This window comes from Rhodobacter sp. 4.3.4 (assembly GCF_058724655.1).
In genome coordinates, this window is the sequence record NZ_CM178967.1 from 2,683,484 (window position 1) to 2,709,999 (window position 26,516).

At 65.9% G+C, this 26,516-nt stretch carries 30 protein-coding genes and 2 other RNA genes; 25 read left to right on the top strand and 7 right to left on the bottom strand.

Annotation, left to right across the window (positions count from 1 at the left end; translation table 11 throughout):
• Positions 1-53: 53 nt before the first annotated feature.
• The 5 genes from rnpB to gatC form a co-directional block, all read right to left on the bottom strand.
• An RNA gene (rnpB, locus tag AC4PTB_RS13190) (RNase P RNA component class A) lies at positions 54-458 on the bottom strand.
• Between the two features lie 162 nt (positions 459-620).
• Positions 621-1,310, bottom strand: coding sequence for an N-acetylmuramoyl-L-alanine amidase (locus AC4PTB_RS13195; protein ID WP_492190386.1), 690 nt, complete (start codon positions 1,308-1,310; stop codon positions 621-623).
• The gene (locus AC4PTB_RS13200; RefSeq protein WP_492190387.1) at positions 1,307-1,966 is read right to left on the bottom strand and encodes a hypothetical protein; all 660 of its coding nucleotides are present in this window, start codon (positions 1,964-1,966) and stop codon (positions 1,307-1,309) included. The genes AC4PTB_RS13195 and AC4PTB_RS13200 overlap by 4 nt, the downstream gene beginning before the upstream one ends.
• A 10-nt stretch (positions 1,967-1,976) precedes the next feature.
• The gene (gene gatA / locus AC4PTB_RS13205; protein ID WP_492190388.1) at positions 1,977-3,455 is read right to left on the bottom strand and encodes an Asp-tRNA(Asn)/Glu-tRNA(Gln) amidotransferase subunit GatA; all 1,479 of its coding nucleotides are present in this window, start codon (positions 3,453-3,455) and stop codon (positions 1,977-1,979) included.
• Positions 3,452-3,739: an Asp-tRNA(Asn)/Glu-tRNA(Gln) amidotransferase subunit GatC gene (gene gatC / locus AC4PTB_RS13210; RefSeq protein ID WP_013068461.1), complete on the bottom strand. Its 288-nt coding sequence runs from the start codon at positions 3,737-3,739 to the stop codon at positions 3,452-3,454. Before gatC ends, gatA begins: the two co-directional genes overlap by 4 nt.
• A 114-nt stretch (positions 3,740-3,853) precedes the next feature.
• Between gatC and AC4PTB_RS13215 the strand changes: the two genes are divergently transcribed.
• The 10 genes from AC4PTB_RS13215 (at position 3,854) to AC4PTB_RS13260 (ending at position 11,268) form a co-directional block, all read left to right on the top strand.
• Positions 3,854-4,546: a metal-dependent hydrolase gene (locus AC4PTB_RS13215; protein WP_492190389.1), complete on the top strand. Its 693-nt coding sequence runs from the start codon at positions 3,854-3,856 to the stop codon at positions 4,544-4,546.
• A 304-nt stretch (positions 4,547-4,850) separates the two neighbouring features.
• Positions 4,851-4,949, top strand: an RNA gene (gene ffs, locus AC4PTB_RS13220) — signal recognition particle sRNA small type.
• Positions 4,950-5,037: 88 nt separating this feature from the next.
• Complete coding sequence (locus tag AC4PTB_RS13225; RefSeq protein ID WP_492190390.1) at positions 5,038-6,807, top strand: DNA polymerase III subunit gamma/tau; 1,770 nt, start codon at positions 5,038-5,040, stop codon at positions 6,805-6,807.
• A 93-nt stretch (positions 6,808-6,900) separates the two neighbouring features.
• Positions 6,901-7,245 (top strand): YbaB/EbfC family nucleoid-associated protein, encoded by a 345-nt coding sequence (locus AC4PTB_RS13230; protein WP_013068465.1) that lies wholly within the window; start codon positions 6,901-6,903, stop codon positions 7,243-7,245.
• 14 nt (positions 7,246-7,259) lie between these two features.
• On the top strand, positions 7,260-7,859 hold the full coding sequence (recR, locus tag AC4PTB_RS13235; protein ID WP_492190391.1) for a recombination mediator RecR: 600 nt from the start codon (positions 7,260-7,262) through the stop codon (positions 7,857-7,859).
• Positions 7,859-8,047 carry a hypothetical protein gene (locus tag AC4PTB_RS13240; RefSeq protein WP_492190392.1) on the top strand — a complete coding sequence of 63 codons (189 nt, stop codon included), beginning with the start codon at positions 7,859-7,861 and terminating at the stop codon, positions 8,045-8,047. Before recR ends, AC4PTB_RS13240 begins: the two co-directional genes overlap by 1 nt.
• Positions 8,048-8,121: 74 nt before the next feature.
• A complete protein-coding gene (gene fzlA, locus AC4PTB_RS13245) occupies positions 8,122-8,787 on the top strand; it encodes an FtsZ-binding protein FzlA (RefSeq protein WP_492190393.1) in 666 nt (221 codons plus the stop codon).
• Positions 8,788-8,945: 158 nt separating this feature from the next.
• Positions 8,946-9,962 (top strand): tRNA epoxyqueuosine(34) reductase QueG, encoded by a 1,017-nt coding sequence (queG, locus tag AC4PTB_RS13250; RefSeq protein WP_492190394.1) that lies wholly within the window; start codon positions 8,946-8,948, stop codon positions 9,960-9,962.
• A 37-nt stretch (positions 9,963-9,999) separates the two neighbouring features.
• Entirely contained in the window at positions 10,000-10,950 is a 951-nt protein-coding gene (locus AC4PTB_RS13255; RefSeq protein WP_492190395.1) for a DMT family transporter, read from the top strand.
• A gap of 123 nt (positions 10,951-11,073) precedes the next feature.
• Positions 11,074-11,268, top strand: a complete 195-nt coding sequence (locus tag AC4PTB_RS13260) for a hypothetical protein (protein ID WP_492190396.1) — start codon at positions 11,074-11,076, stop codon at positions 11,266-11,268.
• A gap of 184 nt (positions 11,269-11,452) precedes the next feature.
• On the opposite strand, the gene AC4PTB_RS13265 is transcribed toward AC4PTB_RS13260, so the two are convergent.
• Positions 11,453-12,322, bottom strand: coding sequence for a branched-chain amino acid aminotransferase (locus tag AC4PTB_RS13265; RefSeq protein ID WP_492190397.1), 870 nt, complete (start codon positions 12,320-12,322; stop codon positions 11,453-11,455).
• A gap of 148 nt (positions 12,323-12,470) precedes the next feature.
• Between AC4PTB_RS13265 and AC4PTB_RS13270 the strand changes: the two genes are divergently transcribed.
• From AC4PTB_RS13270 to AC4PTB_RS13290, 5 genes are all read left to right on the top strand, one after another.
• On the top strand, positions 12,471-12,971 hold the full coding sequence (locus AC4PTB_RS13270) for a MarR family winged helix-turn-helix transcriptional regulator (protein WP_492190398.1): 501 nt from the start codon (positions 12,471-12,473) through the stop codon (positions 12,969-12,971).
• Complete coding sequence (locus AC4PTB_RS13275) at positions 12,971-13,681, top strand: response regulator (RefSeq protein WP_492190399.1); 711 nt, start codon at positions 12,971-12,973, stop codon at positions 13,679-13,681. Before AC4PTB_RS13270 ends, AC4PTB_RS13275 begins: the two co-directional genes overlap by 1 nt.
• 194 nt (positions 13,682-13,875) lie before the next feature.
• Positions 13,876-14,451, top strand: coding sequence for a ubiquinol-cytochrome c reductase iron-sulfur subunit (gene petA / locus AC4PTB_RS13280; protein WP_492190400.1), 576 nt, complete (start codon positions 13,876-13,878; stop codon positions 14,449-14,451).
• A 12-nt stretch (positions 14,452-14,463) separates the two neighbouring features.
• A complete protein-coding gene (gene petB, locus AC4PTB_RS13285; protein ID WP_492190401.1) occupies positions 14,464-15,777 on the top strand; it encodes a proton-pumping cytochrome bc1 complex subunit PetB in 1,314 nt (437 codons plus the stop codon).
• 17 nt (positions 15,778-15,794) lie between these two features.
• Positions 15,795-16,634 carry a cytochrome c1 gene (locus tag AC4PTB_RS13290; RefSeq protein ID WP_492190402.1) on the top strand — a complete coding sequence of 280 codons (840 nt, stop codon included), beginning with the start codon at positions 15,795-15,797 and terminating at the stop codon, positions 16,632-16,634.
• A 98-nt stretch (positions 16,635-16,732) separates the two neighbouring features.
• Here the strand turns inward: AC4PTB_RS13290 and AC4PTB_RS13295 are convergent, their stop codons facing one another.
• Positions 16,733-17,359: a TetR/AcrR family transcriptional regulator gene (locus AC4PTB_RS13295; RefSeq protein WP_492190403.1), complete on the bottom strand. Its 627-nt coding sequence runs from the start codon at positions 17,357-17,359 to the stop codon at positions 16,733-16,735.
• A 121-nt stretch (positions 17,360-17,480) separates the two neighbouring features.
• Between AC4PTB_RS13295 and AC4PTB_RS13300 the strand changes: the two genes are divergently transcribed.
• The 10 genes from AC4PTB_RS13300 to AC4PTB_RS13345 all read left to right on the top strand — a co-directional run bounded on the left by AC4PTB_RS13300 (position 17,481) and on the right by AC4PTB_RS13345 (position 26,508).
• Complete coding sequence (locus AC4PTB_RS13300; RefSeq protein ID WP_492190404.1) at positions 17,481-17,924, top strand: tellurite resistance TerB family protein; 444 nt, start codon at positions 17,481-17,483, stop codon at positions 17,922-17,924.
• A gap of 134 nt (positions 17,925-18,058) precedes the next feature.
• Positions 18,059-18,856, top strand: a complete 798-nt coding sequence (locus AC4PTB_RS13305; RefSeq protein ID WP_492190405.1) for an ABC transporter ATP-binding protein — start codon at positions 18,059-18,061, stop codon at positions 18,854-18,856.
• A gap of 31 nt (positions 18,857-18,887) precedes the next feature.
• Complete coding sequence (locus tag AC4PTB_RS13310) at positions 18,888-19,607, top strand: transporter substrate-binding domain-containing protein (protein ID WP_492190406.1); 720 nt, start codon at positions 18,888-18,890, stop codon at positions 19,605-19,607.
• 85 nt (positions 19,608-19,692) lie between these two features.
• The gene (locus AC4PTB_RS13315) at positions 19,693-20,574 is read left to right on the top strand and encodes an ABC transporter permease (RefSeq protein ID WP_492190407.1); all 882 of its coding nucleotides are present in this window, start codon (positions 19,693-19,695) and stop codon (positions 20,572-20,574) included.
• A complete protein-coding gene (locus AC4PTB_RS13320; RefSeq protein WP_492190408.1) occupies positions 20,571-21,404 on the top strand; it encodes an ABC transporter permease in 834 nt (277 codons plus the stop codon). The genes AC4PTB_RS13315 and AC4PTB_RS13320 overlap by 4 nt, the downstream gene beginning before the upstream one ends.
• A gap of 4 nt (positions 21,405-21,408) precedes the next feature.
• Positions 21,409-22,740 carry a glutamine synthetase family protein gene (locus AC4PTB_RS13325; RefSeq protein ID WP_492190409.1) on the top strand — a complete coding sequence of 444 codons (1,332 nt, stop codon included), beginning with the start codon at positions 21,409-21,411 and terminating at the stop codon, positions 22,738-22,740.
• Positions 22,741-22,915: 175 nt separating this feature from the next.
• Positions 22,916-23,602 carry a type 1 glutamine amidotransferase gene (locus tag AC4PTB_RS13330; RefSeq protein WP_492190410.1) on the top strand — a complete coding sequence of 229 codons (687 nt, stop codon included), beginning with the start codon at positions 22,916-22,918 and terminating at the stop codon, positions 23,600-23,602.
• Between the two features lie 2 nt (positions 23,603-23,604).
• A complete protein-coding gene (locus AC4PTB_RS13335; protein WP_492190411.1) occupies positions 23,605-23,775 on the top strand; it encodes a hypothetical protein in 171 nt (56 codons plus the stop codon).
• 54 nt (positions 23,776-23,829) lie between these two features.
• On the top strand, positions 23,830-25,197 hold the full coding sequence (locus tag AC4PTB_RS13340; RefSeq protein ID WP_492190412.1) for a glutamine synthetase family protein: 1,368 nt from the start codon (positions 23,830-23,832) through the stop codon (positions 25,195-25,197).
• Between the two features lie 3 nt (positions 25,198-25,200).
• Positions 25,201-26,508 carry an NAD(P)/FAD-dependent oxidoreductase gene (locus AC4PTB_RS13345; protein WP_492190413.1) on the top strand — a complete coding sequence of 436 codons (1,308 nt, stop codon included), beginning with the start codon at positions 25,201-25,203 and terminating at the stop codon, positions 26,506-26,508.
• The last annotated feature ends 8 nt before the right edge of the window (positions 26,509-26,516 follow it).

The following is a 26,516-nucleotide window of genomic DNA, read 5'->3' on the forward strand; positions in this document are numbered from 1 at the left end:
AGGAATCACGCCAAAGCGAAAAGACCCGCAGGCCGCCGCCCCGCAAGGAGGCAGCGCGCGGAAGACCTGTAAGCCGGATTTTGTCCGGGGTTGCCCCCTGGATGACCATTCCTCTGGGTCTGCGGTCACCCGCAGCCTCAAGCCGCCAACCCGGACACCTCGGGGCGAAGCTCCCCTGCCGTCCCCCGTTTCCGGTTGCGGCGCGGCATCCCTATTCGGCGTTGCTCCCGGTGGGGCTTGCCGTGCCGGTCCTGTTGCCAGTCCCGCGGTGGGCTCTTACCCCACCGTTTCACCCTTACCCTGCATGCAGGGCGGTCTCTTCTCTGTGGCGCTTTCCCTGGGGTTGCCCCCGCCGGGCGTTACCCGGCACCGTTGCTTCATGGAGTCCGGACTTTCCTCGGCCGCCCAGCTATCCGAAAAACGGAGCTATGGGCCGCCGCGGTCATCCGGTCTTCCGCGCCCGGCCCTGATACGCTGCGCCCCGGCCAAAGGTCAATGGGGGCGCTGCCCCCATACCCCCGGGATATTTGGAGCAAGATAAATGAGAATCCCCGTTTTGGCTTTTATCTTGCCAGAAATATCCCGGGGGGAGGCGCAGCCGGGGGGCAGAGCCCCCCTCCTCAGCTGGACCGCCAGGCGCCGCCGTCCGAGCCGAAGCGCAAGGCCAGATCGTTGATCATCGCAATGTCGGTGGCGTCAAGCGGGCCGTCATGCCGCGGCCGGAACCGCAGCCGGAAGGCGGCCAGCAGCACCTCGACCGGCGCCTCGGGGTAGCCGAAGGTCTCGGCCAGCGCGAGGAAGGCCTCGGGCGTGACGGGCGGCACACGGCCCGCGGGCGCGGGCCAGATCGCCAGATCCTGCCGGGCAAGCCGCGCCCAGTCGAACCGCGGGCCGGGATCGATCTTGCGGCCGGGCGCACAGTCGGAATGGGCGATCACCGCCTCGGGGCCAAGGCCCCAGCGCGCCATGATCCCGGGCAAAAGCCCTTCCAAGGCCGCCATCTGCGGTTCGGGAAACGGCGCGTCGCCCGGATTGGCCAGTTCGATCCCGATCGAGCGGGAATTGATGTCGCCCTGCCCCATCCAGCCGCCCGCCCCGGCATGCCAGGCACGAAAGCGCTCCGGCACAAGGGCTTCCACCCGGCCATCCTCGGCAATCAGCCAATGCGCCGAGACCTCGGCAGCGGGATCACAGAGCCGCTCCCGCGCCGCGGCGCAGGTTGCCATGCCGGTGTAATGCAGGACGATCAGCTCGGGCTGCGCGCCGCCGCGCCGCTCTCCGAAATTCGGAGAGGCGGGGGCCTCGGTCATTTCCGCGCCGCCTGGAAGGGACGCGGGTCCCAGGCGCAGGCGAAGCCGTCGCCGTCGGGGTCAAGATTGCCCGGATCCTGGACCGGGCCGCCCTTTTCCAGAAACGCCCGCTGCGCCAGATCGGAAGAGACGAATTTCGCGCAGGCTTTTTCGGTCGAGGTCATCTTGAAGCCGTTGCGCGCATAGACCTTCTGGCCAAGGCTGTTCGTTGCAGCCAGGGCATAGGCGGCAAGGTTCGGCCCCGCCGCGCCCTGCGTCGTCATGTCGGTGACCGGCGCGGGCCGGGTGGTGCCGAAATGCGACATCGCATCCATCGGCTGACCGGGCGCGCGCGGTTGGCCGTTCACGCCGATATATTCGCCGGTCGCCGGATTGACCGGGGCCGGGCCGGGGCTTGAGGGCGCGGTGGCGCGCAGCGCGGCGATCGCATCGGCGCCGATCGTGCCCTGCGTCGTCTTTGCCGCCGCCGCATCCAGCGCCGCGGTCGAGCCTGCGGGCGGGGTGGTGGCGCTCAGCGGCGCCCCCTGCAGCGCACCGTCGCGCGGCTGAGAGCCCGGATAAGCGCCAAACCCCACGCCCGCCGCCGAATTCGGCACCGAGGGCTCGCAAGCCGCCAGCACCAGCCCCGTCAGAACGAACCCGACCGCCTTGCGCATCGCCGTCTCCTTACCACCATTTCGCCGGTTTCGCGGCAAAGCCCGCGGCTTTTTCCAGAACCAGCGCCTGATTGAGCAGATCACCCTCTTCCCAGGGCCGACCGATCAGCTGCAGCCCCATCGGCAGGCCCTTGGCATCCAGCCCCACCGGCACCGAAATCCCCGGCAGACCGGCCAGGTTCACGGTGACGGTGAAGACATCGTTGAGATACATCTCGACCGGATCGGCGTCTTTCATCTCGCCCAGCCCGAAAGCCGAGGACGGCGTCGCCGGCGTCAGGATCGAATCGATCCCCGCCGCGAAAGCCTGATCGAAGTCCTGCTTGATCAGCGCCCGCACCCGCCGCGCGCGGTTGTAATAGGCGTCGTAGAACCCGGCGGACAGAACATAGGTGCCGATCATGATGCGCCGCTGCACCTCGGGGCCGAAGCCCTCGGCGCGGGTCTTTTCATACATGTCGACGATGCCCTCGCCCGCCGAGAGTGTCGCGCGATGGCCGTAGCGCACGCCATCATAGCGCGCGAGGTTCGAGGACGCCTCGGCCGGGGCGATCACGTAATAGGCGGGCAGCGCGTATTTCGTATGCGGCAGCGAGATTTCAACGATCTCCGCGCCCGCATCGCGCAGCATCGCCGCGCCGTCGGACCAGAGCTTTTCGATCTCGGCGGGCATGCCCTCCATGCGGTATTCGCGCGGAATGCCGATCTTCTTGCCGCGGATGTCGCCCGTCAGCGCCGCTTCGAAATCCGGCACCGGAATATCGGCACAGGTCGAATCCTTGGCGTCGTTCGAGGCCATGGCGGAGAGCATGATCGCCGCATCGCGCACCGATTTCGTCATCGGCCCGGCTTGGTCGAGGCTCGACGCAAAGGCGACGACGCCCCAGCGCGAGACCCGGCCATAGGTCGGCTTGATGCCGACGATGCCGGTGAAGGCGGCGGGCTGGCGGATCGAGCCGCCGGTGTCGGTCCCGGTCGCGGCCAGACACAGATCGGCGGCGACCGCGGCAGCCGAGCCACCCGAGGAGCCGCCCGGCGTCAGCTGCCGGTCATCGACCTTCCACGGGCTGACCACGGGACCGTAACAGGCGGTCTCGTTCGACGAGCCCATGGCGAATTCGTCCATGGAGAGCTTGCCCAGCATCACCGCGCCCGCATCCCAGAGGTTCTGCGTCACGGTCGATTCATATTCCGGCTTGAAGCCCTCAAGGATGCGCGAGGCGGCCTGCGAGGCCACCCCCTTGGTGCAGAACAAGTCCTTGATCCCAAGCGGAATCCCGCACATCGCCGGGGCATCGCCCGCCTTGATCCGGGCATCGGCGGCCTTCGCCTGCGCCAGCGCGATCTCGGGCGTCTTCGCGCAAAACGCATTCAGCGCGCCCGCGGCGTCGATCTCGGCCAGACAGGCCTCGGTGATCTCGATCGAGGTCACTTCCCCCGCCTTCAGCGCATCGCGGGCGGCGGCGATCGTCAGTTTGTTCAGGCTCATTCGACCACCTTCGGCACGGCAAAGAAACCCTCGCGGGCATCGGGGGCGTTTTTCAGCACAGCTTCGGGATAATTCCCGTCCGTGACCACATCGGCCCGCCGTTTCAGCCGCATCGGCGTGACCGAGGTCATCGGCTCGATGCCGTCCACGTTCACTTCGTTCAGCTGCTCCATGAAGGTGAGAATGCCCGAGAGCTGCTCGGCCAGTTTCGGCAGGTCGGATTCGGGCACGCGGATCCGCGCCAGATGCGCCACCTTGCGGGCGGTGTCGATGTCGATGGACATGGGTTGCTCCGGTTGACTTGGGCCGGGTTTAGCGTCCGGGGGCGGGCGATTCAAGCGCCGCTTCCCTTTGCGGCGGCCTGCGCTAGACTTTGCGCGGAAAATGGGAGGAACGGCATGAAACTGACATGGTTCGGGCATTCCGGGTTCCGTCTTCAGATCGAGGGCGCGGTGATCCTGATCGACCCCTGGCTGAGCGGCAATCCGATGTTCCCGATGGCGCGGCGGGCCGAGGCGCTGGCGGGGGCGACGCATATTCTTTTGACGCATGGGCATGGCGATCATTCCGCCGACACTTTGGCGCTGGCGCGCGAGCTGGGCGTGCCGGTCGTGGGCATCTATGACACGATCAGCCATTGGGAAGCGGTGGAGGGGATCGCGGGCGTGGGTTTCAACAAGGGCGGCACGGTTGATCTGAATGGCGCCAAGGTGACGATGGTGCCCGCCTCGCATTCCTCCTCGATCAGCGGTCCCGCCGGTCCGGTCTATGCGGGAACCGAGTCGGGCTACATGATCGCGGGCGAGGGGCGGATGATCTATGTCTCGGGCGACACCGGGATTTCCGCCGAGATGGGCTGGATGGGCGAGTATTTCCGCCCCGATATCGGGATTCTCTCCTGTGGCGGGCATTTCACCATGGACATGAAGGCCGCCGCCTGGGCCGCGAAGAAATACTTCGATTTCAAGGTGGTGGTGCCGTGTCACTACCGCACCTTCCCGCTTCTGGAGCAATCCGCGAAGGTGCTGGCCGATGGCTTGCCCGGCGTGCAGGTGATCGAGCCCGAGGTGCTGGTGCCGATCGTGCTGTGAGCAGGAAGACTTGACCGAGGCCATCGCCGAGGTCATGCGGCACATCAGCCCCCTGACCGCCGAGGGCCCAAAGGCACTCGGCCAGCGCCCGCCCCGCCCTCGGCGGGCGCTTCTCGCCCGCCGGGGCTGGCGCCGGCCTCTCGCGGGCTTGGGGAAACGGTCCTGCACGCCCCCCTGGCGCCGCCGGGCGGGGAAAAGCGGTGCTTTTCCTGATCCGCCCGAAACCAAGGCGGGCTTCGGGCCTTGACCAACTCGGCTGCACAGCCCGCTTGCAAGCCAGCGCATCCGCCCTTATATGAGCGCTTGAGAGGTTGGCGCGGGCGAGCGCCTCGCCAACCCGGTCAGGTCCGGAAGGAAGCAGCCGCAACGAGCCCCGCTTGGGTCGATGTCCAGCCTCTCACCCCTCCCCCCATTCGCGATCCTTCCGTCCAAGGGATCGGTTTGACTTGCGCTCCCCCGCGCGTAAAGTGGCGCCGAACCGAGGAGACCCCATGACCGACGCCGACAGCCCCGCCGCGACCTCTTCGGGCTATCAGGTCCTTGCGCGCAAATACCGCCCCGCCACCTTTGCCGATCTGATCGGGCAGGAGGCGATGGTGCGCACGCTGAAAAACGCCTTTGCGGCAAGCCGTATCGCGCAGGCCTTCATCATGACCGGCATCCGCGGCACCGGCAAAACCACCACCGCGCGGATCATCGCCAAGGGGCTGAACTGCATCGGCCCCGACGGCAAAGGCCAGCCCACGACCGAGCCTTGCGGGATATGCGAACATTGCCGCGCCATCGCCGAGGGCCGCCATGTCGACGTGCTGGAAATGGACGCCGCCTCGCGCACCGGGGTCGGCGACATCCGCGAGATCATCGAAAGCGTGAACTACCGGGCGGCCTCGGCGCGCTACAAGGTCTATATCATCGACGAAGTCCACATGCTCTCGACCTCGGCCTTCAACGCGCTTCTGAAAACGCTCGAAGAACCGCCCGCGCATGTGAAATTCATCTTCGCCACCACCGAAATCCGCAAGGTGCCGGTGACGGTGCTGAGCCGCTGCCAGCGGTTCGATTTGCGCCGGATCGAGCCCGAGGTGATGATCAACCACCTGTCGAAAGTCGCGACGCAGGAAAGCGCGCAGATCGCCCCGGATGCGCTGGCGCTGATCACCCGCGCGGCCGAAGGCTCGGTCCGCGATGCGATGTCGCTGCTCGATCAGGCGATTTCGCATGGGGCGGGGGAAACCACCGCCGATCAGGTCCGCGCCATGCTGGGGCTGGCCGACCGCGCCCGGGTGCTGGATCTTTTCGACATGATCCTCAAGGGCGATGCGGCCGCGGCGCTGACCGAACTGGGCGCGCAATATTCTGACGGCGCCGATCCGATGGCGGTGCTGCGCGATCTGGCCGAGATCACGCATTGGGTGTCCGTCATCAAGATCACGCCCGAGGCCGCCGAGGACCCGACCGTGCCACCCGAGGAGCGCACCCGCGGCCAGGCGATGGCGCAGGCGATCCCGATGCGGGTGCTGTCGCGGCTCTGGCAGATGCTTCTGAAGGCGATCGAAGAGGTGTCTTCGGCGCCGAATGCGATGATGGCGGCGGAAATGGCGCTGATCCGGCTGACCCATGTCGCCGACCTGCCCGACCCGGAAACGCTGATGCGCAAGGTGATGGCGGGGCCGGGCGCCGCGGGCGGGCATGGCCCGTCGCAGGGCGGCGGTGGCGGTGGCGGTCCGCGCGCCGAGGCCACGACACGGCACATGATGGGCGGGCGGCCGCTGTCGGTGCAGGGCTCTGCGGCGCTGGCACTCTCGCCCGCCGCCTCGGCCTTGGCGAAATATGCGCGCTTTGAAGATGTGGTGGCGCTGATCGGCCGGATGCGCGACGTGAAGCTTTTGGTCGAGGTCGAAAAAGGCGTCCGGCTGGTGCATTACGCGCCGGGCCGGATCGAATTCGAACCCGCCCCAGGGGCGCCGCGCGATCTTGCGCAGACTTTGGCGCAACGACTGCAGGGCTGGACCGGCGCGCGTTGGGGGGTCTCGGTCGTCTCCGAAGGCGGGGCCGCCACGATCGACGAGACCCGCAATGCCGCGACCCTTGCCGCCGAGGCGGAGGCGCGGGCGGAAAACCGCGTCGTGCAGGCGATCTTCGCCGCTTTCCCGACGGCGAAATTCGAAGAAATCGTGCTGTCCGACGCGCTGGAGGCCGAACAGGCCGCCGAGGCCCTGCCCGAGGTCGAGGACGAATGGGACCCGTTCGAGGACGGCTGATCCCCCCGGCTGCCCCCCCTGCGGCGCCGACTGCCTTGCCGCCGCCGCGGCCGATGCTTATCTGTGATCCGCGAAACCGATCGGAGGACCACGATGTTCAAGGGACTGGGGCAGCTTGGCGACATGGCCAAGATGATGAAAGCGGCCAAAGAAATGCAGGAGCGGATGCTGACCCTGCAGGAAGAGCTGGGCCGGATGATCGTCATCGGCGAGGCGGGCGGCGGTCTGGTCAAGGCGCGCGTCACCGCCAAGGGCGAGCTGACGGGGCTGGATATCGACCCGACGATTCTGGTCGCCTCGGAAAAGGAAGTGGTCGAGGATCTGATCGTCGCCGCGGTGAAAGATGCGCAGGCGCGCGCCCAGGACAAGGCGGGCGAGGAACAGCGCAAGCTGATGACCGAACTTGGCCTTCCCGCCGACATGGGCCTGCCCGGCTGAGATGCGCCCCTGAAATGAGCGGCCCCCGCGACGAGATCGAGGCGCTGATCGCGCAAATGGCGCGATTGCCGGGGCTGGGGCCCCGTTCGGCCCGGCGTGCGGTGCTGCATCTTCTGCGCAAGCGCGAGGGGCAGATGGCGCCCCTTGCCGCGGCGCTGTCGCGGGTGGCCGAAACCGCCCGCGATTGCCCGGTTTGCGGCAATATCGCGATGGGCGCCAGCTGCGAGATCTGTGACAGCCCCGCCCGCGCCACGGGCGAGATTTGCGTGGTCGAGGATGTCGCCGATCTTTGGGCGCTGGAACGCGGCGGCGCCTTCAAGGGCCGCTATCACGTCCTGGGCGGCACGCTCTCGGCGCTTGATGCCATCGGCCCCGAGGAATTGCGCATCCCGCAGCTGATCGCCCGCATCCGCGCCGAGGCGGTCACCGAGGTGATCCTTGCGCTGAATGCCACGGTCGAGGGGCAGACGACGGCGCATTACATCGCCGAGGCGCTGGAGGGGACGGGGGTGCGCGTGACCTCGCTTGCGCAGGGGGTGCCGATCGGCGGCGAGCTGGATTATCTCGACGACGGCACGATCTCGGCGGCGCTGCGGGCGCGGCGGGCGCTGTGATGGCAACCCGCGCCGAAACGGTTGAATTCTTTCTGGAACAGCTCGAGGGCCGCGGCATCAGCGCGCGCAAGATGTTCGGCGAAGACGGCATCTGTGCCGGGGGCAGGATGGTGGCGCTGCTGGCGTGCAGCCTGCCCGCGCCGAAGCCGAAAGCGCGCAAACCCGCCAAATCAAAGGGGAATGGTTAACGCCCGCGCATGAAGCATTGATCCCACCCCCTGCCGGGTCTATCAGGGGGAAAAGCTTGCAGCGGGTGTTGCCGATGAACCGCCTATATCACGTTGCTCTGTCGCCGTTTTGCCGCAAGGTGCGGCTCACGCTCGCCGAAAAACGCATCGAGGTCGAGCTGGTCGAAGAGCGCTACTGGGAAAAAAGCACCGATTTCCTGCGCCGCAACCCGGCCGGGAAAGTGCCGGTGCTGCGCTATGACAACCGGCTGTTCTCGGAAAGTCAGGCGATCTGCGAATATCTGGACGAGGTGGTGCCCGGCCCGGCCCTGATGCCGCGCGACCCCGAGGCGCGTTATGAAGTGCGCCGCCTCTGCAGCTGGTTCGACGACAAGTTCAACACCGAGGTCACCGCCAAGGTGATGGGCGAACGGGTCTGGAAGAAGGTGCAGAAAAAGGGCTACCCGGACAGCAAGACGGTCAAGGAAGGCCTGGGCGCGATCAAATATCATATCGACTACATGGCCTGGCTTCTGGACAGCCGCCGCTGGCTGGCGGGCGACGTGATGACCTTGGCCGATTTCGCCGCCGCCGCGCATCTGAGCTGCCTTGACTATATCTCGGATGTGGACTGGCACCGCTCCGAAGCGGTGAAGGAATGGTATGCGAAGATCAAGTCGCGCCCGGCCTTCCGCTCGCTGCTGGCTGACCAATTGCCCGGGGTGCCGCCCTCGCCGCAATATGCGGAGCTGGATTTCTGAAGCAAGCCGGGGGCTCTGCCCCCGGACCCCCGGGATATTTGAGGCAAGATGAAACACGCCCCTTTCATCTTGCCTCAAATATCCCGGGGGTGAATTTGCCGTCAGGCAAAGAGGGGGCAGCGCCCCCTGCCCCGGCTGAGGAGGCGGAACTGGAAACCTTGAAGACCCGCCTGATCGAAGAGGCCCGGGCGATCGGCTTTGCCAAGGCCGGCATCACCCGCCCAGACGCCTGTCCCGAGCTGCCCGCGCGGCTTTCCGCCTTTGTCGCGGCCGGGTATCACGGCCAGATGGCCTGGATGGCCGAGCGGATGGAGTGGCGGGGGAACCCGGCCGCGCTTTGGCCCGAGGCGCGCTCGGTCATCCTGCTCGCCGAAAGCTACGCGCCCGAGGTCGATCCGCGGGAGGCCACGCGGCACCCCGGGCATGGCGCGATTTCGGTCTATGCGCAGGGCAAGGATTATCACGATCTGGTGAAGCGGCGGCTGAAGCGGCTCGGGCGCTGGCTGATCGAGAATTCTCCTTGCGAGATCAAGGTTTTCGTCGATACCGCCCCGGTGATGGAAAAGCCGCTTTCGCAGGCCGCGGGGCTGGGCTGGCAGGGCAAGCACACCAATCTTCTGGCGCGCGATCTGGGCAATTGGGTGTTTCTGGGCGCGATTTTCACCACGCTGGATCTGCCGCCCGACGCGCCCGAGATCAGCCATTGCGGCAGCTGCACCGCCTGTCTCGACGCCTGTCCGACCGGGGCTTTTGTCGCGCCTTATCAGATGGATGCGCGGCGCTGCATTTCCTATCTGACGATCGAGCACCGCGGCCCGGTCGATCCCACGCTGCGCCCGGGGCTGGGCAACCGGATCTATGGCTGTGACGACTGCCTTGCCGCCTGTCCCTGGAACAAATTCGCCGTCGCCGCGCGCGACATCGGCTATGCGGCGAAACAGGGCACGCCCACGCTGACCGAGATCCTGGCGCTGGACGATGCCGCCTTTCGCGCACGGTTTGCGGGCAGCCCCGTCAAGCGCATCGGCCGCGACCGGATGATCCGCAACGCGCTTTACGCACTCGGAAATTCCGCCCGCCCCGAACTGGCCGCGGCCGCGCGCCCGCATCTGCACGACCCCGATCCCGCCGTGGCCGAAGCCGCCGCCTGGGCGCTGGCGCGGCTGGCACCCTGACCCTTTTCTTCGGCCCGCAAAGGCGTAAGCTGGCCGCATGTCCGCCCCCTCCCCCGCCGCCAGCCAGAACCCCAACCCGGTCACCGGGATCACGTTGAAGATCCTGTCGGTGCTTGTCTTCATCGCCATGTCGACGGTGATCAAGCTGCTGGCCCCGCATGTTCCGCCGGGCGAGACCGTCTTCTTCCGCTCGCTTTTCGCCATTCCGGTCATTCTGGCCTGGCTTTTGTGGCGGCACGAAATCCGGGTCGGGCTGAAGGTGCGCGCGCCCATGGGCCATGTCTGGCGCGGCGTCGCGGGGACATCCGCGATGGGGCTGGGCTTCGCGGGGCTCGCCTTTTTGCCCCTGCCCGAGGTCACGGCGCTGGGCTATGCCGCGCCGCTGCTGACCGTGGTCTTCGCCGCGATGTTTCTGGGCGAGGAGGTCCGGGCCTTTCGGCTGAGTGCCGTCACGCTTGGGCTGATCGGCGTTTTGATCGTGCTTTGGCCGCGGCTGGGCGATTTCGAGGGCCGCGACCCCGCCGCGACGCTGGGCGCGATGCTGGTGATCATGGGCGCGACCTTTGCCGCGCTGGCCCAGGTCTTCATCCGCAAGATGGTCGCGACCGAGCGCACCTCGGCCATCGTGTTCTGGTTTTCCGTCACCTCGACGGTGCTGTCGCTGATCTCTGTGCCCTTCGGCTGGGTCCTGCCCACGCCCTTTGAGGCCAGCCTGCTGATTTCCTGCGGCATTCTGGGCGGGATCGGGCAGATCCTGCTGACCTCCTCATATCGCTACGCCGATGCCTCGATCATCGCGCCGTTTGAATATGTCTCGATGCTGTTTGCGCTGGGGATCGGCTACTGGATGTTTGCCGAGGTGCCGACGGCCTGGATGCTGGGCGGCGCGGGGCTGATCATCGCCGCCGGGGTGATGATCATCTGGCGCGAGCGGCGGCTGGGGCTGGAGCGGCAGCGCGCGCGCAAGGCGGTGACACCGCAGGGCTGACAGCGCGGGGCAGACCGCGCGGGGCGAACCCGGGCGCAAGACTCCGCCGGTCCATGATCCTGCGCAAAGACAGGGCGGTGATTCTGTGCTAGCCTTTTCTCAGATGAAGCGAAGGAGGCAAGCATGACCCGTTCCATCATCGACCATGCCGAACAAGCGGCCGAGGGCGCGCGGATGCGGCAATTCCTTGAGATCGACCGGCGCAGCGGCGTGCATCCGGCTGTGGATGCGCTGGTGCGGCGTCCGGCGGAACGCTCGGGAGCTAAGGTCCGGGAGTTCCTGCGCATCGATCGCGAGGAAGCCCGGAGGGACGAGTGAACCGACGCCCCTGACAGCCGGGGGCCGCAACGGTGACGGGCATGTCTCTGGCGTGCCACCGTAGCGGCGGCATGAAAAAGACCAAGGCGGGCCATCTGCTGATGGTCCGCCTTGGTCTTTTCGGGACCGGCCTATCCGGCCGTTTGCCCCCCGGCCGCGGAAGGCCGCGGTCGGGGGGGATCGCTCAGGCCCGCACCAGCTTTTCGTAGCTTGCCGCCACCTCGCGGGTCAGCGCGCCGACCTCGAAGTGGAAATCGCCGATCTGCCCCACCGGGGTCACCTCGGCCGCGGTGCCGGTCAGCCAGCATTGCTCGAAGCCCGCCAGCTCCACCGGCTCGATATGGCGTTCATGCACGGTGATACCCTTGCCCCGCATCATCTCGATCACCGTCTGCCGGGTCAGACCGTTGAGGAAGCAATCCGGCAGCGGCGTATGCACTTCGCCGTTCTTCACGAAGAACACGTTCGCGCCGGTCGCCTCGGCCACATAGCCGCGGTAATCCATCATCAGCGCATCCGAGCAGCCCTTGGCCTCGGCGGCGTGTTTCGACATCGTGCAGATCATGTAAAGACCCGCCGCCTTGGCGGCCGAGGGGATCGTCTTCGGATCGGGGCGGCGCCATTTCGAGATGTCGAGCTTGGCGCCCTTCATCTTCGCATCGCCGTAATAGTTGCCCCATTCCCAACCGGCGATCGCCAGCCGCACCGGGTTGCGCCGCGCCGAAACCCCCATGTCGTCGCCCGCCCCGCGCCAGGCGATGGCGCGCACATAGGCGTTCGTCCAGCCGTTCGCCGCCAGCATCGCATATTTCGCCGCCTCGATCTCCTCCACGCTGTAGGGGATCTCGAAATCAAGGAGTTCCGCCGATTTGCGCAGGCGGATCGAATGCTCGACGCCCTTGAAGATCTTGCCGTCATAGCAGCGCTCGCCCTCGAAGACCGAGGAAGCGTAATGCAGCGCATGGGTCAGGATATGGACCTTGGCATCGCGCCACTCGACCAGTTTCCCGTCCATCCAGATCTTGCCGTCACGATCGTCATAAGCCCCGGCCATCACGCCCTCCTTGGCTGCTTCGTTTTCACTAATTGCGCCAACTCGGTCCGTCTCGGACATAATATTGCGCAAAATCTGCGCCTCGGTAACAATTGATTCTTGGAAAGTCAACAAGGCTGACATAAACTCGCGCAAAAGCGAGGATCACATGGCCGATACCGGAGCCCCCGGGGGCGAAACGCTCCTGTTTCTGACCGACGAACAGCTGCGCAAGGGCATCGAGGCGATGTTCTTTGCCTATCGCGGCTTCACCGCCGATCCGGACCGGATCCTGGATCAGCACGATTATGGCCGCGCGCATCACCGCGCCATCCACTTCATCAACCGCGAGCCGGGGCTGACGGTGACGACGCTGATCTCGGTGCTCGGCGTGACGAAGCAGAGCCTGAACCGGGTCCTGCGCACGCTCATTGACGACGGTCTGGTCGAAAGCCGCGTCGGGCGGCGCGACAAGCGCGAGCGGCATCTGCACCTGACCGAGAAGGGGGCGGAGCTGGAACGCGCGCTCTCGGAGGCGCAACGCGGGCGGATGCGCGCCGCCTATCGCGCGGCGGGGCCGCAGGCGGTGGCGGGCTTCCGGCAGGTGCTGGAGGCGATGATGGACCCGGCGATGCGGCGCCACTATCAGATGCTGAAGGAGACCGAATGATGTCGGCCTCGCCCCCGCATCTTCTGATCGTCGATGATGACGAGCGGATTCGCGGACTTCTGCAGAAGTTCCTGATCCGCAACGGCTTTCTGGTCACCGCCGGGCGTGATGCGGCGCATGCCCGCCGCCTGCTCTCGGGGCTGGAGTTCAACCTGATCGTGCTGGACGTGATGATGCCGGGCGAGGACGGGCTGTCCCTGACCCGCGATCTGCGCACGAAGATGACAACGCCGATCCTGCTTCTGACCGCGCGCGGCGAGACCCGCGAGCGGATCGAGGGGCTTGAGGCCGGGGCCGATGACTACCTGGCCAAGCCCTTCGAGCCGAAGGAACTTTTGTTGCGCATCAATGCGATCTTGCGGCGCGTGCCCGAGGCGGTGACGGCGGGGCCGAAATATCTGTCGCTTGGGCCGCTGCGCTATGATCTTGAGCGCGGCGAGCTGAGCCAGGGCGATCAGCCGGTGCGACTCACCGCGACCGAGGCGGCCCTGATGCGAATCTTCGCCGCCCATGCGGGCGAGGTGATCGGCCGCACCGAACTGATCGAGGAGCTGGGCCGCGACCGCTCTGCCGGCGCCGAGGAGGCCGCGGGCGACCGCGCCGTCGACGTGCAGATCACCCGTCTGCGCCGCAAGATCGAGCCCGACCCGCGCGAGCCGCGCTATCTGCAGACGGTGCGCGGACTTGGCTACATGCTTGCGCCCGATTGAGGCCTGCAAGCGCCTGCCCCAGCGACAAAAAAGCGCGAATCGGGCCGTGCCGCGGCTTTTCGCCTCACCCGCTTGTGAATGTATGCTGGACTGCGGGTTTCCCGGACGCTAAACGAGCACTGTCCGGCCGCATTCTGTGTGGCCCGCAAAGGCGCATCGACTTGAATTTCAAGTTCGGGGAAGGGAGAAGACACGTGTCCCACGCAGAAGACAACGCAGGCACTCGGAGGGATTTCCTCTATCATGCCACCGCTGCCACCGGGGTGGTGGTGACCGGTGCGGCCGTCTGGCCGTTGATCAACCAAATGAACGCTTCGGCCGACGTGAAGGCGCTGGCATCGATCTTTGTCGATGTCTCGGCGGTCGAGGTGGGCACCCAGCTGACCGTGAAATGGCGCGGCAAGCCGGTGTTCATCCGGCGTCGCGACGAAAAGGACATCGAGCTGGCCCGCTCGGTGCCGCTGGGCGCGCTGCGCGACACCTCGGCGGAGAATGCGAACAAGCCGGGTGCCGAGGCAACCGATGAAAACCGCACGCTTCCGGCCTTTGACGGCACCAACACCGGCGAATGGCTGGTGATGCTTGGCGTGTGCACCCACCTCGGCTGCGTGCCGATGGGCGACAAGTCGGGTGATTTCGGCGGCTGGTTCTGCCCCTGCCACGGCTCGCACTACGATTCGGCGGGCCGTATCCGCAAGGGTCCCGCGCCGCGCAACCTCGACATTCCGGTCGCGGCCTTCGTCGACGAAACCACGATCAAGCTGGGCTGAGGGGAAAGACACATGTCCGGAATTCCGCACGACCATTACGAGCCCAAGACGGGCATCGAGAAGTGGCTGCACGACCGCCTGCCGATCGTCGGCCTCGTCTATGACACCATCATGATCCCGACGCCGAAGAACCTGAACTGGTGGTGGATCTGGGGGATTGTCCTCGCCTTCACCCTGGTGCTGCAGATCGTCACCGGCATCGTGCTGGCGATGCACTACACGCCGCATGTCGATCTGGCTTTCGCCTCGGTCGAGCACATCATGCGCGACGTGAACGGCGGCTGGGCGATGCGCTACATCCACGCCAACGGCGCCTCGCTGTTCTTCCTCGCCGTCTACATCCACATCTTCCGCGGCCTCTACTACGGCTCCTACAAGGCCCCGCGCGAGATCACCTGGATCGTCGGCATGGTCATCTACCTGCTGATGATGGGCACCGCCTTCATGGGCTACGTGCTGCCGTGGGGCCAGATGTCGTTCTGGGGCGCCACCGTGATCACCGGCCTGTTCGGCGCGATCCCGGGCATCGGGCCGAGCATCCAGGCCTGGCTTCTGGGCGGACCGGCGGTCGACAACGCGACGCTCAACCGCTTCTTCTCGCTGCACTATCTGCTGCCCTTCGTGATCGCGGCGATGGTCGCCATCCACATCTGGGCCTTCCACACCACCGGCAACAACAACCCGACCGGGGTTGAAGTCCGCCGCACCTCGAAAGCCGATGCCGAAAAGGACACCCTGCCCTTCTGGCCGTATTTCGTGATCAAGGACCTGTTCGCGCTGGCCCTGGTGCTGCTCGCCTTCTTCGCCGTCGTCGCCTACATGCCGAACTATCTGGGCCACCCGGATAACTACATCCAGGCGAACCCGCTCTCGACCCCGGCGCATATCGTTCCGGAATGGTACTTCCTGCCGTTCTACGCGATCCTGCGCGCCTTCGCCGCCGACGTCTGGGTGGTGATCCTGGTCGACGGCCTGACCTTCGGCATCGTCGATGCGAAGTTCTTCGGCGTGATCGCGATGTTCGGCGCCATCGCCGTGATGGCTCTGGCTCCGTGGCTCGACACTTCGAAGGTCCGTTCGGGCGCCTATCGTCCGAAGTTCCGGATGTGGTTCTGGCTGCTCGTGCTCGACTTCGTGGTGCTGACCTGGGTGGGCGCGATGCCGACCGAGTATCCCTATGACTGGATCTCGCTCATCGCTTCGACCTACTGGTTCGCCTACTTCCTCGTGATCCTGCCGCTTCTGGGCGCGACCGAGAAACCGGAACCGATCCCGGCCTCGATCGAGGAAGACTTCAACAGCCACTACGGCAATCCGGCCGAGTGAGGAAAGGAACCGACATCATGAAAAAACTTCTGATCTCTGCGGTTTCGGCCCTGGTGCTCGGCTCTGGCGCGGCCCTGGCGAACTCCAACGTCCCGGATCACGCCTTCAGCTTCGAAGGGATCTTCGGCAAGTACGATCAGGCGCAGCTGCGCCGCGGCTTCCAGGTCTTCAGCGAAGTCTGCTCGGCCTGCCACGGCATGAAATTCGTGCCGATCCGCACGCTGGCCGATGACGGCGGCCCGCAGCTCGACCCGAACTTCGTGCGGGAATATGCGGCTGGCCTCGACCCCGTGGTCGACAAGGACAGCGGCGAAGAGCGCGAACGCAAGGAAACCGACATGTTCCCGACCCGCGTCGGCGACGGCATGGGCCCGGACCTGTCGGTGATGGCGAAGGCGCGGGCGGGCTTCTCGGGCCCGGCCGGTTCCGGCATGAACCAGCTCTTCAAGGGTATTGGCGGGCCGGAATATATCTACAACTACGTCATCGGTTTCGAAGAAAACCCGGAATGCGCCCCGGAAGGGATCGATGGCTACTACTACAACAAGACCTTCCAGATCGGCGGCGTGCCGGACACCTGCAAGGACGCCAACGGCGTGAAGATCACCCACGGCAGCTGGGCGCTCATGCCCCCGCCGCTGGTGGATGATCAGGTCACCTACGAGGACGGCACCCCGGCCACTGTCGATCAGATGGCGCAGGACGTGTCGGCCTTCCTGATGTGGGCGGCCGAGCCGAAACTGGTGGCGCGCAAGCAGATGGGTCTGATCGCCGTGGTCATGCTCGGCCTGCTGAGCGTGATGCTCTACCTGACCAACAAGCGTCTGTGGGCGCCCTACAAGCGCCAGAAGGCCTGAGGTCTGCCGGACAGCAAAACCGAAACGCGCCCCACGGGGCGCGTTTTTCATTTCGGCAAGGAAAAAGACGAAAGGCCGCCCCGGGGGCCCCTGCCCGCTCAGCCGCGGGCGCCGTAGCGGGCGAGGAACATCTCGATCGCGCCCTCGATCACCCGGGCGCGGCGCTCGGGCCGGAATTCCGAGGTCACGCCGCACAGGAAGCCCTGATAGGCGTCGACCTTGCACAGCTCGGCGAACTGATCGGCGGCGAGGTCGAAATCCTCGATCACCAATTCGCCCCGCGCCACCGCGGTCTTCAGATATTCGACCATGCGCACCCGCACCAGCAGCGGCCCCGAGGCATAGAACTGCTGGCCAAGCGCCGGAAACCGGTCGGTCTCGGCGACGCACAGCCGGTAGGTCTGAAGCCCCAGCGGCGAGGTGATGTAATCGATCAGCTTGTTGGCCGCATAGCGCAACACTTCGCGCACCGGCCGGTCGCCTTCGTTGAGAAATTCCAGCGCATCATCGGCCTGACGCTGGCATTCGCCGGTCGCGATCGCCATGAACAACAGCCGCTTGTCGGGGAAATAGCTGTAAAGCGTCGCCTTGGACACCCCCGCCTCGCGCGCGATGTCATCGACCGAGGCGCCCTCGAACCCGTCGCGCAGAAACACCTTTCGCGCGCCCTCGAGGACCTGGTCGAACTTGCGTCCCTTCTTGATACCGACTTGAACCTGCGTCATGACAAGCCCGCCTCCACGGGCGTGTCACCTTAGACCCTGCGTGGAATCCGGGCAAGCGGCGGTGGAGCGGAAAACCCCGGTCCGGCCTTGCCCCCGGCCCCGGCTGCGCTAGACTGGGGCCATGTTCAAATTCCTGACGGGCCTGCTGGCCGATCCGCATCCGAAACCGCTGACCGCGGATGACGCCGACCTTGCGCTGGCGGCGCTGCTGGTGCGGCTGGCGCGCGCGGATGACCGCTATGACGAGGACGAGCGGCGGCATATCGAGCAGGTGCTTGCCGCGCGCTCCGGCCTGTCCTCCGCCGAGGCGTCGGAACTGCGCCTGCGCGCCGAGGCGCTTGAGGCCGAGGCCCCCGACACGGTGCGCTTCACCCGCGCGCTGAAGGACAAGATCGCCTGGGAGGACCGGATCGGCGTGGTCGAGGCGCTGTGGCAGGTGGCGCTGGCCGATGACGCGCGCAACCCCGAGGAGGATGCGCTGATCCGCCTCGCCGCCCGGTTGCTGGGCGTGTCCGACCGCGATTCGGGTCTGGCGCGGCAAAGGGTAGCGGCCGGGCCGGCCTGACCCGGGCTTTGCCCGATCTTGCGGCATCTGCCCGGGCTTTTGGCGTCTTGCCCCTTGCCAGACGCAACTCGCCCGTTGCATTTGCCCCCGAAATCGCGCCAACTTGGCCGACCGGACAAAGAGAAGCCGTTAAAGTGACCGACAGCCAGACTGCCCCCCTTGCCACCGCGCCCGTCATCGAAATCAGGGACCTGCACAAGAGCTACGGCGCCCTTGAAGTGCTCAAGGGGGTGTCGATCCGTGCCGAACGCGGCAAGGTCGTGTCGCTGATCGGCTCTTCGGGCTCTGGCAAATCCACGCTTTTGCGCTGCTGCAACCTGCTGGAGGACAGCCAGTCCGGCGAGGTGCTCTTTTCCGGCGAGGCGGTGACGTGGCAGGGCAGCGGCCTTGCGCGCCGCCCCGCCGACCGCGCGCAGGTGGTGCGGTTTCGCACCAATCTTTCGATGGTATTCCAGCAGTTCAACCTCTGGAGCCACATGACGATCCTGCAAAACGTCATGGAGGCGCCGGTGACGGTGCTGGGGCGCGACCCGAAACAGGTCGAGCCGCTCGCCCGCAGTCTGCTGGCCAAGGTCGGCATCGGCGACAAGGCCGATGCCTGGCCCGCGCAGCTCTCGGGCGGCCAGCAGCAGCGCGCCGCCATCGCCCGCGCGCTTTGCATGCAGCCGCAGGCGCTGTTGTTCGACGAGCCGACCTCGGCGCTTGATCCCGAATTGCAGCAGGAAGTGGTCAAGGTGATCAAGGATCTGGCCGCCGAACACCGGACGATGATCCTTGTGACGCATGACATGCGGCTGGCGGCGGATGTGTCGGATCATGTCATCTTCCTGCACAAGGGCCGCATCGAGGAAGAGGGCCCGCCCGAGACCCTGTTCGGGGCGCCGAAATCCGAACGGCTGCAGCAATTCCTGTCGGCGACGCTGCCGGCGTGACAAGAACAAGACCCCAACCGTGGAGAGAGCCATGAAGAAGCTGATCCTGACCGTCGCAGCGCTTGCGCTGAGCGCAGGCACCGCCCTTGCGGGCGATGTCGTGCGCATGGGCACCGAGGGCGCCTATCCGCCCTACAACTTCATCAACGACAAGGGCGAAGTGGACGGGTTCGAACGCGAACTGGGCGACGCGCTTTGCGCCAAGGCCGCGCTGAAATGCGAATGGGTGACGAGTGAATGGGACAGCATCATTCCGAACCTGCTCGCGGGCAACTATGACACGATCCTTGCCGGGATGAGCATCACCGACGAGCGCAAGCAGAGCATCGCCTTCAGCGACAACTACATTCCGCCCGCGCCCTCGGCCTATGCCGCGACCAAGGCGGATGCCGATCTCAAAGGCGTCGTCGCGGCGCAGGTCGGCACGATCCAGGCCGATTACGTGGCGAAATCGGGCGCGACGCTGCTGGAATTCCCGACGCTCGACGACACCATCGCCGCGGTGAAGAACGGCGAGGCCGACGCGGTCTTTGCCGACAAGGACGCGCTCAAGCCCTTCGTCACCGAAGGCGGCGAGGTCATGTGGACCGGCGCCGACGTGTCGCTGGGCGGCGGCATCGGCGTCGGCCTGCGCAAGTCGGACACCGAGCTGAAAGCGAAGTTCGACACCGCCATCGCCGCGATGAAAGCCGACGGCTCGCTCAATGCGATGATCAAGAAATGGTTCGGCGACGACGCGCCGGTGTTCTGAGAAAGAGCCTCCGGCGGGCGTCTTGCGCCAGGAAAGCAGCTGTTTTCCCGGTGCGATGCCGCCCTGCCGGAGGCGCCCCTGACCCATGTTCGACATCTGCGCCGATCCGAAATCCCTCGAGGGCCTGGCCTGGGCTCTGTGCTACCTGACCTCGGGCAAGCACCTGCTTTTCTACGCCTCGTTCTTCGTGGTTCTGGCGCTGATGCTGATCGTGGCGCCGATCGCGCTTGCCTTCGGCTTTGGCGGCGCCATCGCCGCGCGCTCGGCCTTTCTGCCGCTGCGGTGGTTCGGCAAGACCTATACCGCGATGGTGCGCGGCGTGCCCGACATCGTGTTTTTCCTGTTCGTGCCGGTGGCGATGGACCAGGGGCTGGAATATCTGCGCCATCTCTGGGCCTGTCCGCCCTCTGACGCGCCGGTCTGGGCGAATGGCGAATTCGCCGTCTGCGCCGCGGCGAAGCTGCCGCTGTCGACCGCGCCGCAGATCTGGCACGAGATCTATGGCTTCGGCCTGGCCGTCGTCGCCTTTTCCATCGTCTTCGGCGCCTTTGCCGCGAATGTGCTTTACGGCGCGATGAATGCCGTGCCGCGCGCGCAGCTGGAAACCGCCGAGGCTTACGGCATGACCGCCGCGCAGGTGCGCCGCCGGATCCTGATCCCGCAGATGTGGACCTATGCGCTGCCCGGCCTCTCGAATCTCTGGATGATCCTGATCAAGGCGACCCCGCTTCTGTTCCTGCTCGGCGTCGAGGATATCGTTTATTGGGCGCGCGAGCTTGGCGCGACGAAATCGGCGCTTTACGACTACCCGCACCCGGACTGGCGCGTCTGGTATGTGCTGGCGCTGCTGGTCTTCTATCTGTCGATGACGAAAGTGTCGGAAATCGTGCTGGAGCGGGTGACCAGCCGGCTCTCGAAAGGCCAGGCGACGATGGCGGGCGAAGCGCAACGGAAGGCCGCGGCATGAGCGACAGCTGCACGCAGATCATCGCGGATTACGCGTTCCGCTCGCTGGGCTATGGCGAGCGCCTGCTGCCGCGCGGCGACTTTACGCTGTGCCATCAGTTCACCCTGATCGGTTCGGGGCTGATCTGGAACATCTATTTCGGCGCGCTGGCGCTGTTCTTCGGCTTCTTCGCCGCCACGGCGCTGGCGCTCGCGAAAGCCTCGCCCCGGGGCTGGCTGCGTCGCCCGGCCGAGGCCTTCATCTTCGTCTTCCGCGGCTCGCCGCTGTTCATCCAGTTCTTCCTCGCCTATGAAATCCTGGTGCAGCTGCCCAAGGCGGGGATCACCCTGGGCGGGCTGCTCATCCCGACCGACTGGACCACCTCGGCCTGGGCGGGGGCGCTTCTGGTGCTGTTTCTCAACACCTCGGCCTATTCCGCCGAGATCTTCCACGGCGCGCTAATGGCGGTGCCCAAGGGCGATATCGAGGCCGCCGATGCCTATGGCCTGACCGGCTGGCAGAAGTTCCGCCGCATCCTGTGGCCCACCACGCTGCGCCTGGCCTGGCCCGCCTATACGAACGAGGCGATCTTCCTGTTCCATGCCACGACGCTTGTCTTTTTCTCCGGCTTTCCGGCCTATCAGCAGCGTGGCGACGCGCTTTATTACGCCAAATTCCTCGCGGACAAGACTTTCAACCCATTCATCCCCTACCCGATTACCGCCTTCTACTTCGTGCTGATCACCTTGGCGCTGATCGGGCTGTTCGGGATGGTCAACCGCCGTCTGAACCGGCATCTACCAGGGCAATCCCGCCCAAAGCTGAGGATCAGACCGCAAATCATCAGGTGAGGACATGGACTGGCTGAAGGAGCATCCCGAGGTGCGCACCATTCGCGTGGCTGCGGCGGACCTCAACGGGGTGGCACGGGGTAAGCGCATACCCGCACGTTTCGCAAACAAGGTTTTTTCCGAGGGAACACGCTTTCCGTTCTCGGTGATGAACCTCGACATCTGGGGCGAGGACATCGAGGACAGTCCGCTGGTGTTTGAAACCGGCGACTGCGACGGCCTGTTGCGCCCGACCGAACGCGGCTTCATGCCGATGCCCTGGCTCGAGGCGCCCACCGCGCTGTTGCCGATCTGGATGTTCCACATGGACGGCCGCCCCTATTCGGGCGATCCCCGGCAGGCCTTGGCCCGGGTCAAGGACCGCTATACCGCGCTTGGCCTGACGCCCGTGGTGGCGACGGAACTTGAATTCTTCCTGATCGATGATTCCGGCACGAAATTGCGCGTGCCGCCCAGCCCCCGCTCGGGCAAGCGCCGCACCGGGGGGGAAATCCTGTCGCTGCGGGCGCTGGATGCCTTCGACAATTTCTTCACCGCGCTTTACGAGGCCTGCGAGGTGATGGACATTCCCGCCGACACGGCGATGTCCGAAGCCGGGCCGGGGCAGTTCGAGATCAACCTGATGCATCAGGCCGATCCGCTGAAGGCCGCCGATGACACCTGGCTGTTCAAGATGCTGGTCAAGGGTCTGGCACGCCAGCACGGCTTTGCCGCCTCGTTCATGGCGAAACCCTATGACCTGTGGTCGGGCAACGGCATGCACACGCATTTCTCGATCCTCGACCGGAACGGCGACAACATCTTCAACGATGGCACCGAAAAGGGTTCGGACGCCTTGCGCGCGGCGGTGGCGGGCTGTCTGGCTGCCCTGCCCGGCTCGACGCTGATCTTTGCGCCGCATCAGAACAGCTATACCCGGCTGGTGCCCAATGCCCATGCGCCCACGGGCATCGGCTGGGCCTATGAGAACCGCACCGCGGCCTTGCGCATCCCCGCCTCGGGGCCTTCGGCGCGGCGGATCGAACATCGGGTGGCGGGGGGCGACGTGAACCCCTATCTGATGATCGCGGCGATCCTCGGCGCGGCGCTGGTGGGCATCGAGGACAAGATGGTCCCCGACGAGCCGATCGTCGGCAATGCCTATGCGCAATATCTGCCGCAGCTGCCCGCGACCTGGAATCTGGCGATCAACAAGTTCGACAGCTGCCCGCTGATCAAGCGCATCTTCGAGGAAGAGCTGATCGAGAACTTCCTGATGACCAAGCGTCAGGAGATCCACTACATGGCGGAACTGTCCGAGGAAGAGCAGACCGAGCTTTATCTCGACACGGTCTGAACGAAGCCGGGGGGCTGCCGCCCCCCGGACCCCCTGCGCGTATTTTGACCAGGAAAAATGCAGCGGCCCTTCTTTTTGATCAAATTCCCGAGCAGGCGTCAGGGGGGCGGCCTGGTCCCCCTTGTCCGGGGGCTGTGCCGGGGTTAGGCTTTGAAAACCCAATCACGAGACTTCCATGCGTATCGGCATCCTGCAGACCGGCCAATCCCCCGACATCTTGCGGGCGGAGGCGGGCGATTATCCCGACATGTTCGTGGCGCTGTTGCGCGACCACGGCCTGACGTTTCAGACCTTCAATGTCGAGGCGATGGACTTTCCCGCCTCGGTGCAGGACTGCGAGGGCTGGCTGATCACCGGCTCGCGGCATGGCGCCTATGAAAGCCATCCGTTCATCGCGCCGCTTGAAGCGTTCATCCGCCAGGCGATCGCGGCAAAGGTGCCGATGGTGGGCATCTGCTTTGGCCATCAGATCATCGCCCAGGCGATGGGCGGCAAGGTGGAGCGGTTCCCGGGCGGCTGGGCCGTGGGGCCGCAAAGCTATGATTTCGGCGGCGATCCGGTGGTGCTGAACGCCTGGCACCGCGATCAGGTGACGGTGCGCCCCGAAGGCGCGCAGGTCATCGCCTGCAACGACTTTTGCGAGAACGCGGCGCTGGTTTACGGCGATGCCGCGCTGACGATCCAGGCGCATCCCGAATTCCGCGACGCTTTTGTCGAGGGGCTGATGGCGACGCGCGGGCCCGGTCTTGTCCCCGATCCGCTCCTGGCCGAGGCGCGGGCGAAACTGGCCACCGGGCGCGGCACCGATTCCGCCCGCGTGGCCAAGCGCATCGCCGATTTCTTCCGCGCGAAACGGAGCTGATCATGTGCCCCGCCCCGCTGCCCTGCCCCTCTCCCTTCACCGCCCCCGCGGCGATGGAGGGGCGGCGCGCGGCGGCGGCGCATCGCAAGCCGATCCTGACCGGCTGTGCCGATCCTGAATTCTTCTCCGAAGGCGTGCCGCTGGCGCGGCTGATGCCCGACCCCGGGGCGTGACTTTCCGCCCTGCCAGGAATTTTCTGGCCCGAAACATTTTGGAACGCGAAAGACATGTCACGCAAATCCCAGGACTGGACCAGCCTGATCCCGAAAGCCACCCGCGACTACATCGCCGGGCGCCGCCTTGACGAGGTGGAATGCATCGTCGCCGATATCGCGGGTGTTGCCCGTGGCAAGGCCATGCCCGCCTCGAAATTCGCCTATCAGGACCGCTTCTACCTGCCGAATTCGATCTTTTTGCAGACGATCACCGGCGAATGGGCCGACAACCCGATGGGCGCCTTCACCGAGCCCGACATGGTGCTGACGCCGGACTGGTCCACCGCCTCGGCCGCGCCCTGGACCGCCGACATCACGCTGCAGGTGATCCACGACGTTTTCGACCAGAACGGCGAACCGATGCCGGTGGCGCCCAGGAATGTGCTCAAGCGCGTGGTCGCGCTTTACGAGGCCGAGGGCTGGAAGCCGATCGTCGCCCCCGAGATGGAATTTTTCCTTGTCGCGCGCAACCTTGACCCGAACCAGCCGATCATCCCGCCGATGGGGCGCTCGGGGCGGCGGGCGGCGGCGAAGCAGGCCTATTCGATGAGCGCCGTCGATGAATACGGCCCCGTCATCGACGATATTTACGATTTCGCCGAGGCGCAGGGCGTCGAAATCGACGGCATCTTGCAGGAAGGCGGCGCGGGGCAGGTCGAGATCAACCTCGCCCATGGCGATCCGGTGGCCTTGGCCGATCAGATCTTCTACTTCAAGCGGCTGATCCGCGAGGCGGCGCTGCGCCACGATTGCTTCGCCACTTTCATGGCGAAACCGATCGAGGGCGAACCGGGATCGGCCATGCATATCCACCAGTCGGTGATCGACGCGAAGACCGGGCAGAACATCTTTTCCGACCCCGATGGCGGCGAGAGCGAGGCCTTCCTGCATTTCATCGCCGGCATGCAGACGCATCTGCCTGCGGTGGTGGCGCTGCTGGCGCCTTATGTGAACAGCTATCGCCGCTACGTCCCGGATTTCGCCGCGCCGATCAACATCGAATGGGGCCGCGACAACCGCACCACGGGGCTGCGGGTGCCGATCTCGGACCCGTCGGGGCGGCGGCTGGAAAACCGGCTCGCGGGGATGGATTGCAACCCCTATCTCGGCCTCGCCGCCTCGATGGTCTGCGGCTATCTGGGGCTGAAAGAGAAAAAGATGCCGCGGGCGGAATGTCAGGGCGACGCCTATATGGGCGAGACCGACCTGCCCTTCAATCTGGGCGATGCGCTGGATCTGTTTTCCGACAGTGGCCCCGTGCGCGAGGCGCTGGGGATCGAGTTCTGCACCGTCTATGAGGCGGTGAAGCGTAACGAATACAAGGAGTTCCTGCAGGTCATCAGCCCCTGGGAACGCGAGCACCTGCTGTTGAACGTGTGACGCATGGACCTGTTGCATGTGAATGACCGGGCGGGGGAATACCCCGCCAGTTTCTACGCATCCACCCGCGATCCCGCGCCCGAGCGGCCCGCTCTGCAAGGAGAGATGCGGGCAGATGTCTGCGTCGTGGGCGGCGGCTATACGGGCTTGTCAAGCGCGCTGCATCTGGCGCGGGCGGGGCGCAAGGTCGTCGTGCTGGAGGCGCATCGGGCGGGCTTTGGCGCCTCGGGGCGCAATGGCGGGCAGATCGGCTCGGGGCAGCGGCTCGATGTCGGCACGCTGGAAAAGCTGGTGGGAAAGGCAACGACGCGCAGGCTTTGGGACATGGCCGAGGAGGCGAAGGCCCTGACCTATGCCTTGGCCGATGCGGCGGGCGTGCCCGCGCATCGCGGCGTTGCGCATCTGGGCCGCAAGCGATCCGAGGTCGCCTGGCTTCTGGACGAGGCAGACCATCTGGCCGCCCATTACGGCTACAACCAGATCGAGGTGCTCGACAAGGCAGCGGCGCAGGCGCTGGTGCCCTCGCCCGTCTATACGGGGGGCGATCTCGATCACGGCGCGGGGCATGTGCATCCGCTGAACCTGTGTCTGGGTCTGGCCCGTCTGGCCGAGGCGGCAGGCGCGGTGATTTATGAGCGTTCGGCGGTGGTGAAGATCCGCCACGGGCGCCGGGCCGGGGACACCAGCCGGATCGAGACCGAAGCGGGCGCTGTGATCGCGGATCAGGTGGTGCTGGGGGCGAACGGCTATCTGGACCGGCTGGAGCCGCAGATCGCCGCCCGCGTCATGCCGATCAACAATTACATCGTCGCGACCGAGCCCCTGGGCGATCGCGTGCGCGAGGTGCTGACCCGCGACATCGCCGCCCATGATCTGAAATTCGTGGTCAATTACTGGCGTTTGCACGAAGACCGGCTGATCTTTGGCGGCGGCGAGACGGTCAGCTACCGCTTCCCCGCCGATATCGCCGCGAAGGTGCGCAAACCCTTGGAAGAGGTCTATCCGCAGCTGAAAGGCGTGAAATTCACCCATGCCTGGGGCGGCACGCTGGCGATTACCGTGAACCGGATGCCCTGCTTTCGGCGTCCGGCGCCGAATTGCCTCTCGGCTTCGGGCTATTCCGGCCATGGGGTAGCGCTGGCGATCCATGCGGGGAAACTGATGGCCGAGGCGATCAGTGCGACGGGCGACGGTTTCGACGTGATGGCGAACCTGCCGCAACCCACCTTTCCGGGCGGCACCGCGCTGCGGTTTCCGCTGCTGCTGGCGGGGATGACCTGGTTTTCGCTGCGCGACCGGCTGGGCCTCTAGGCGCCGCC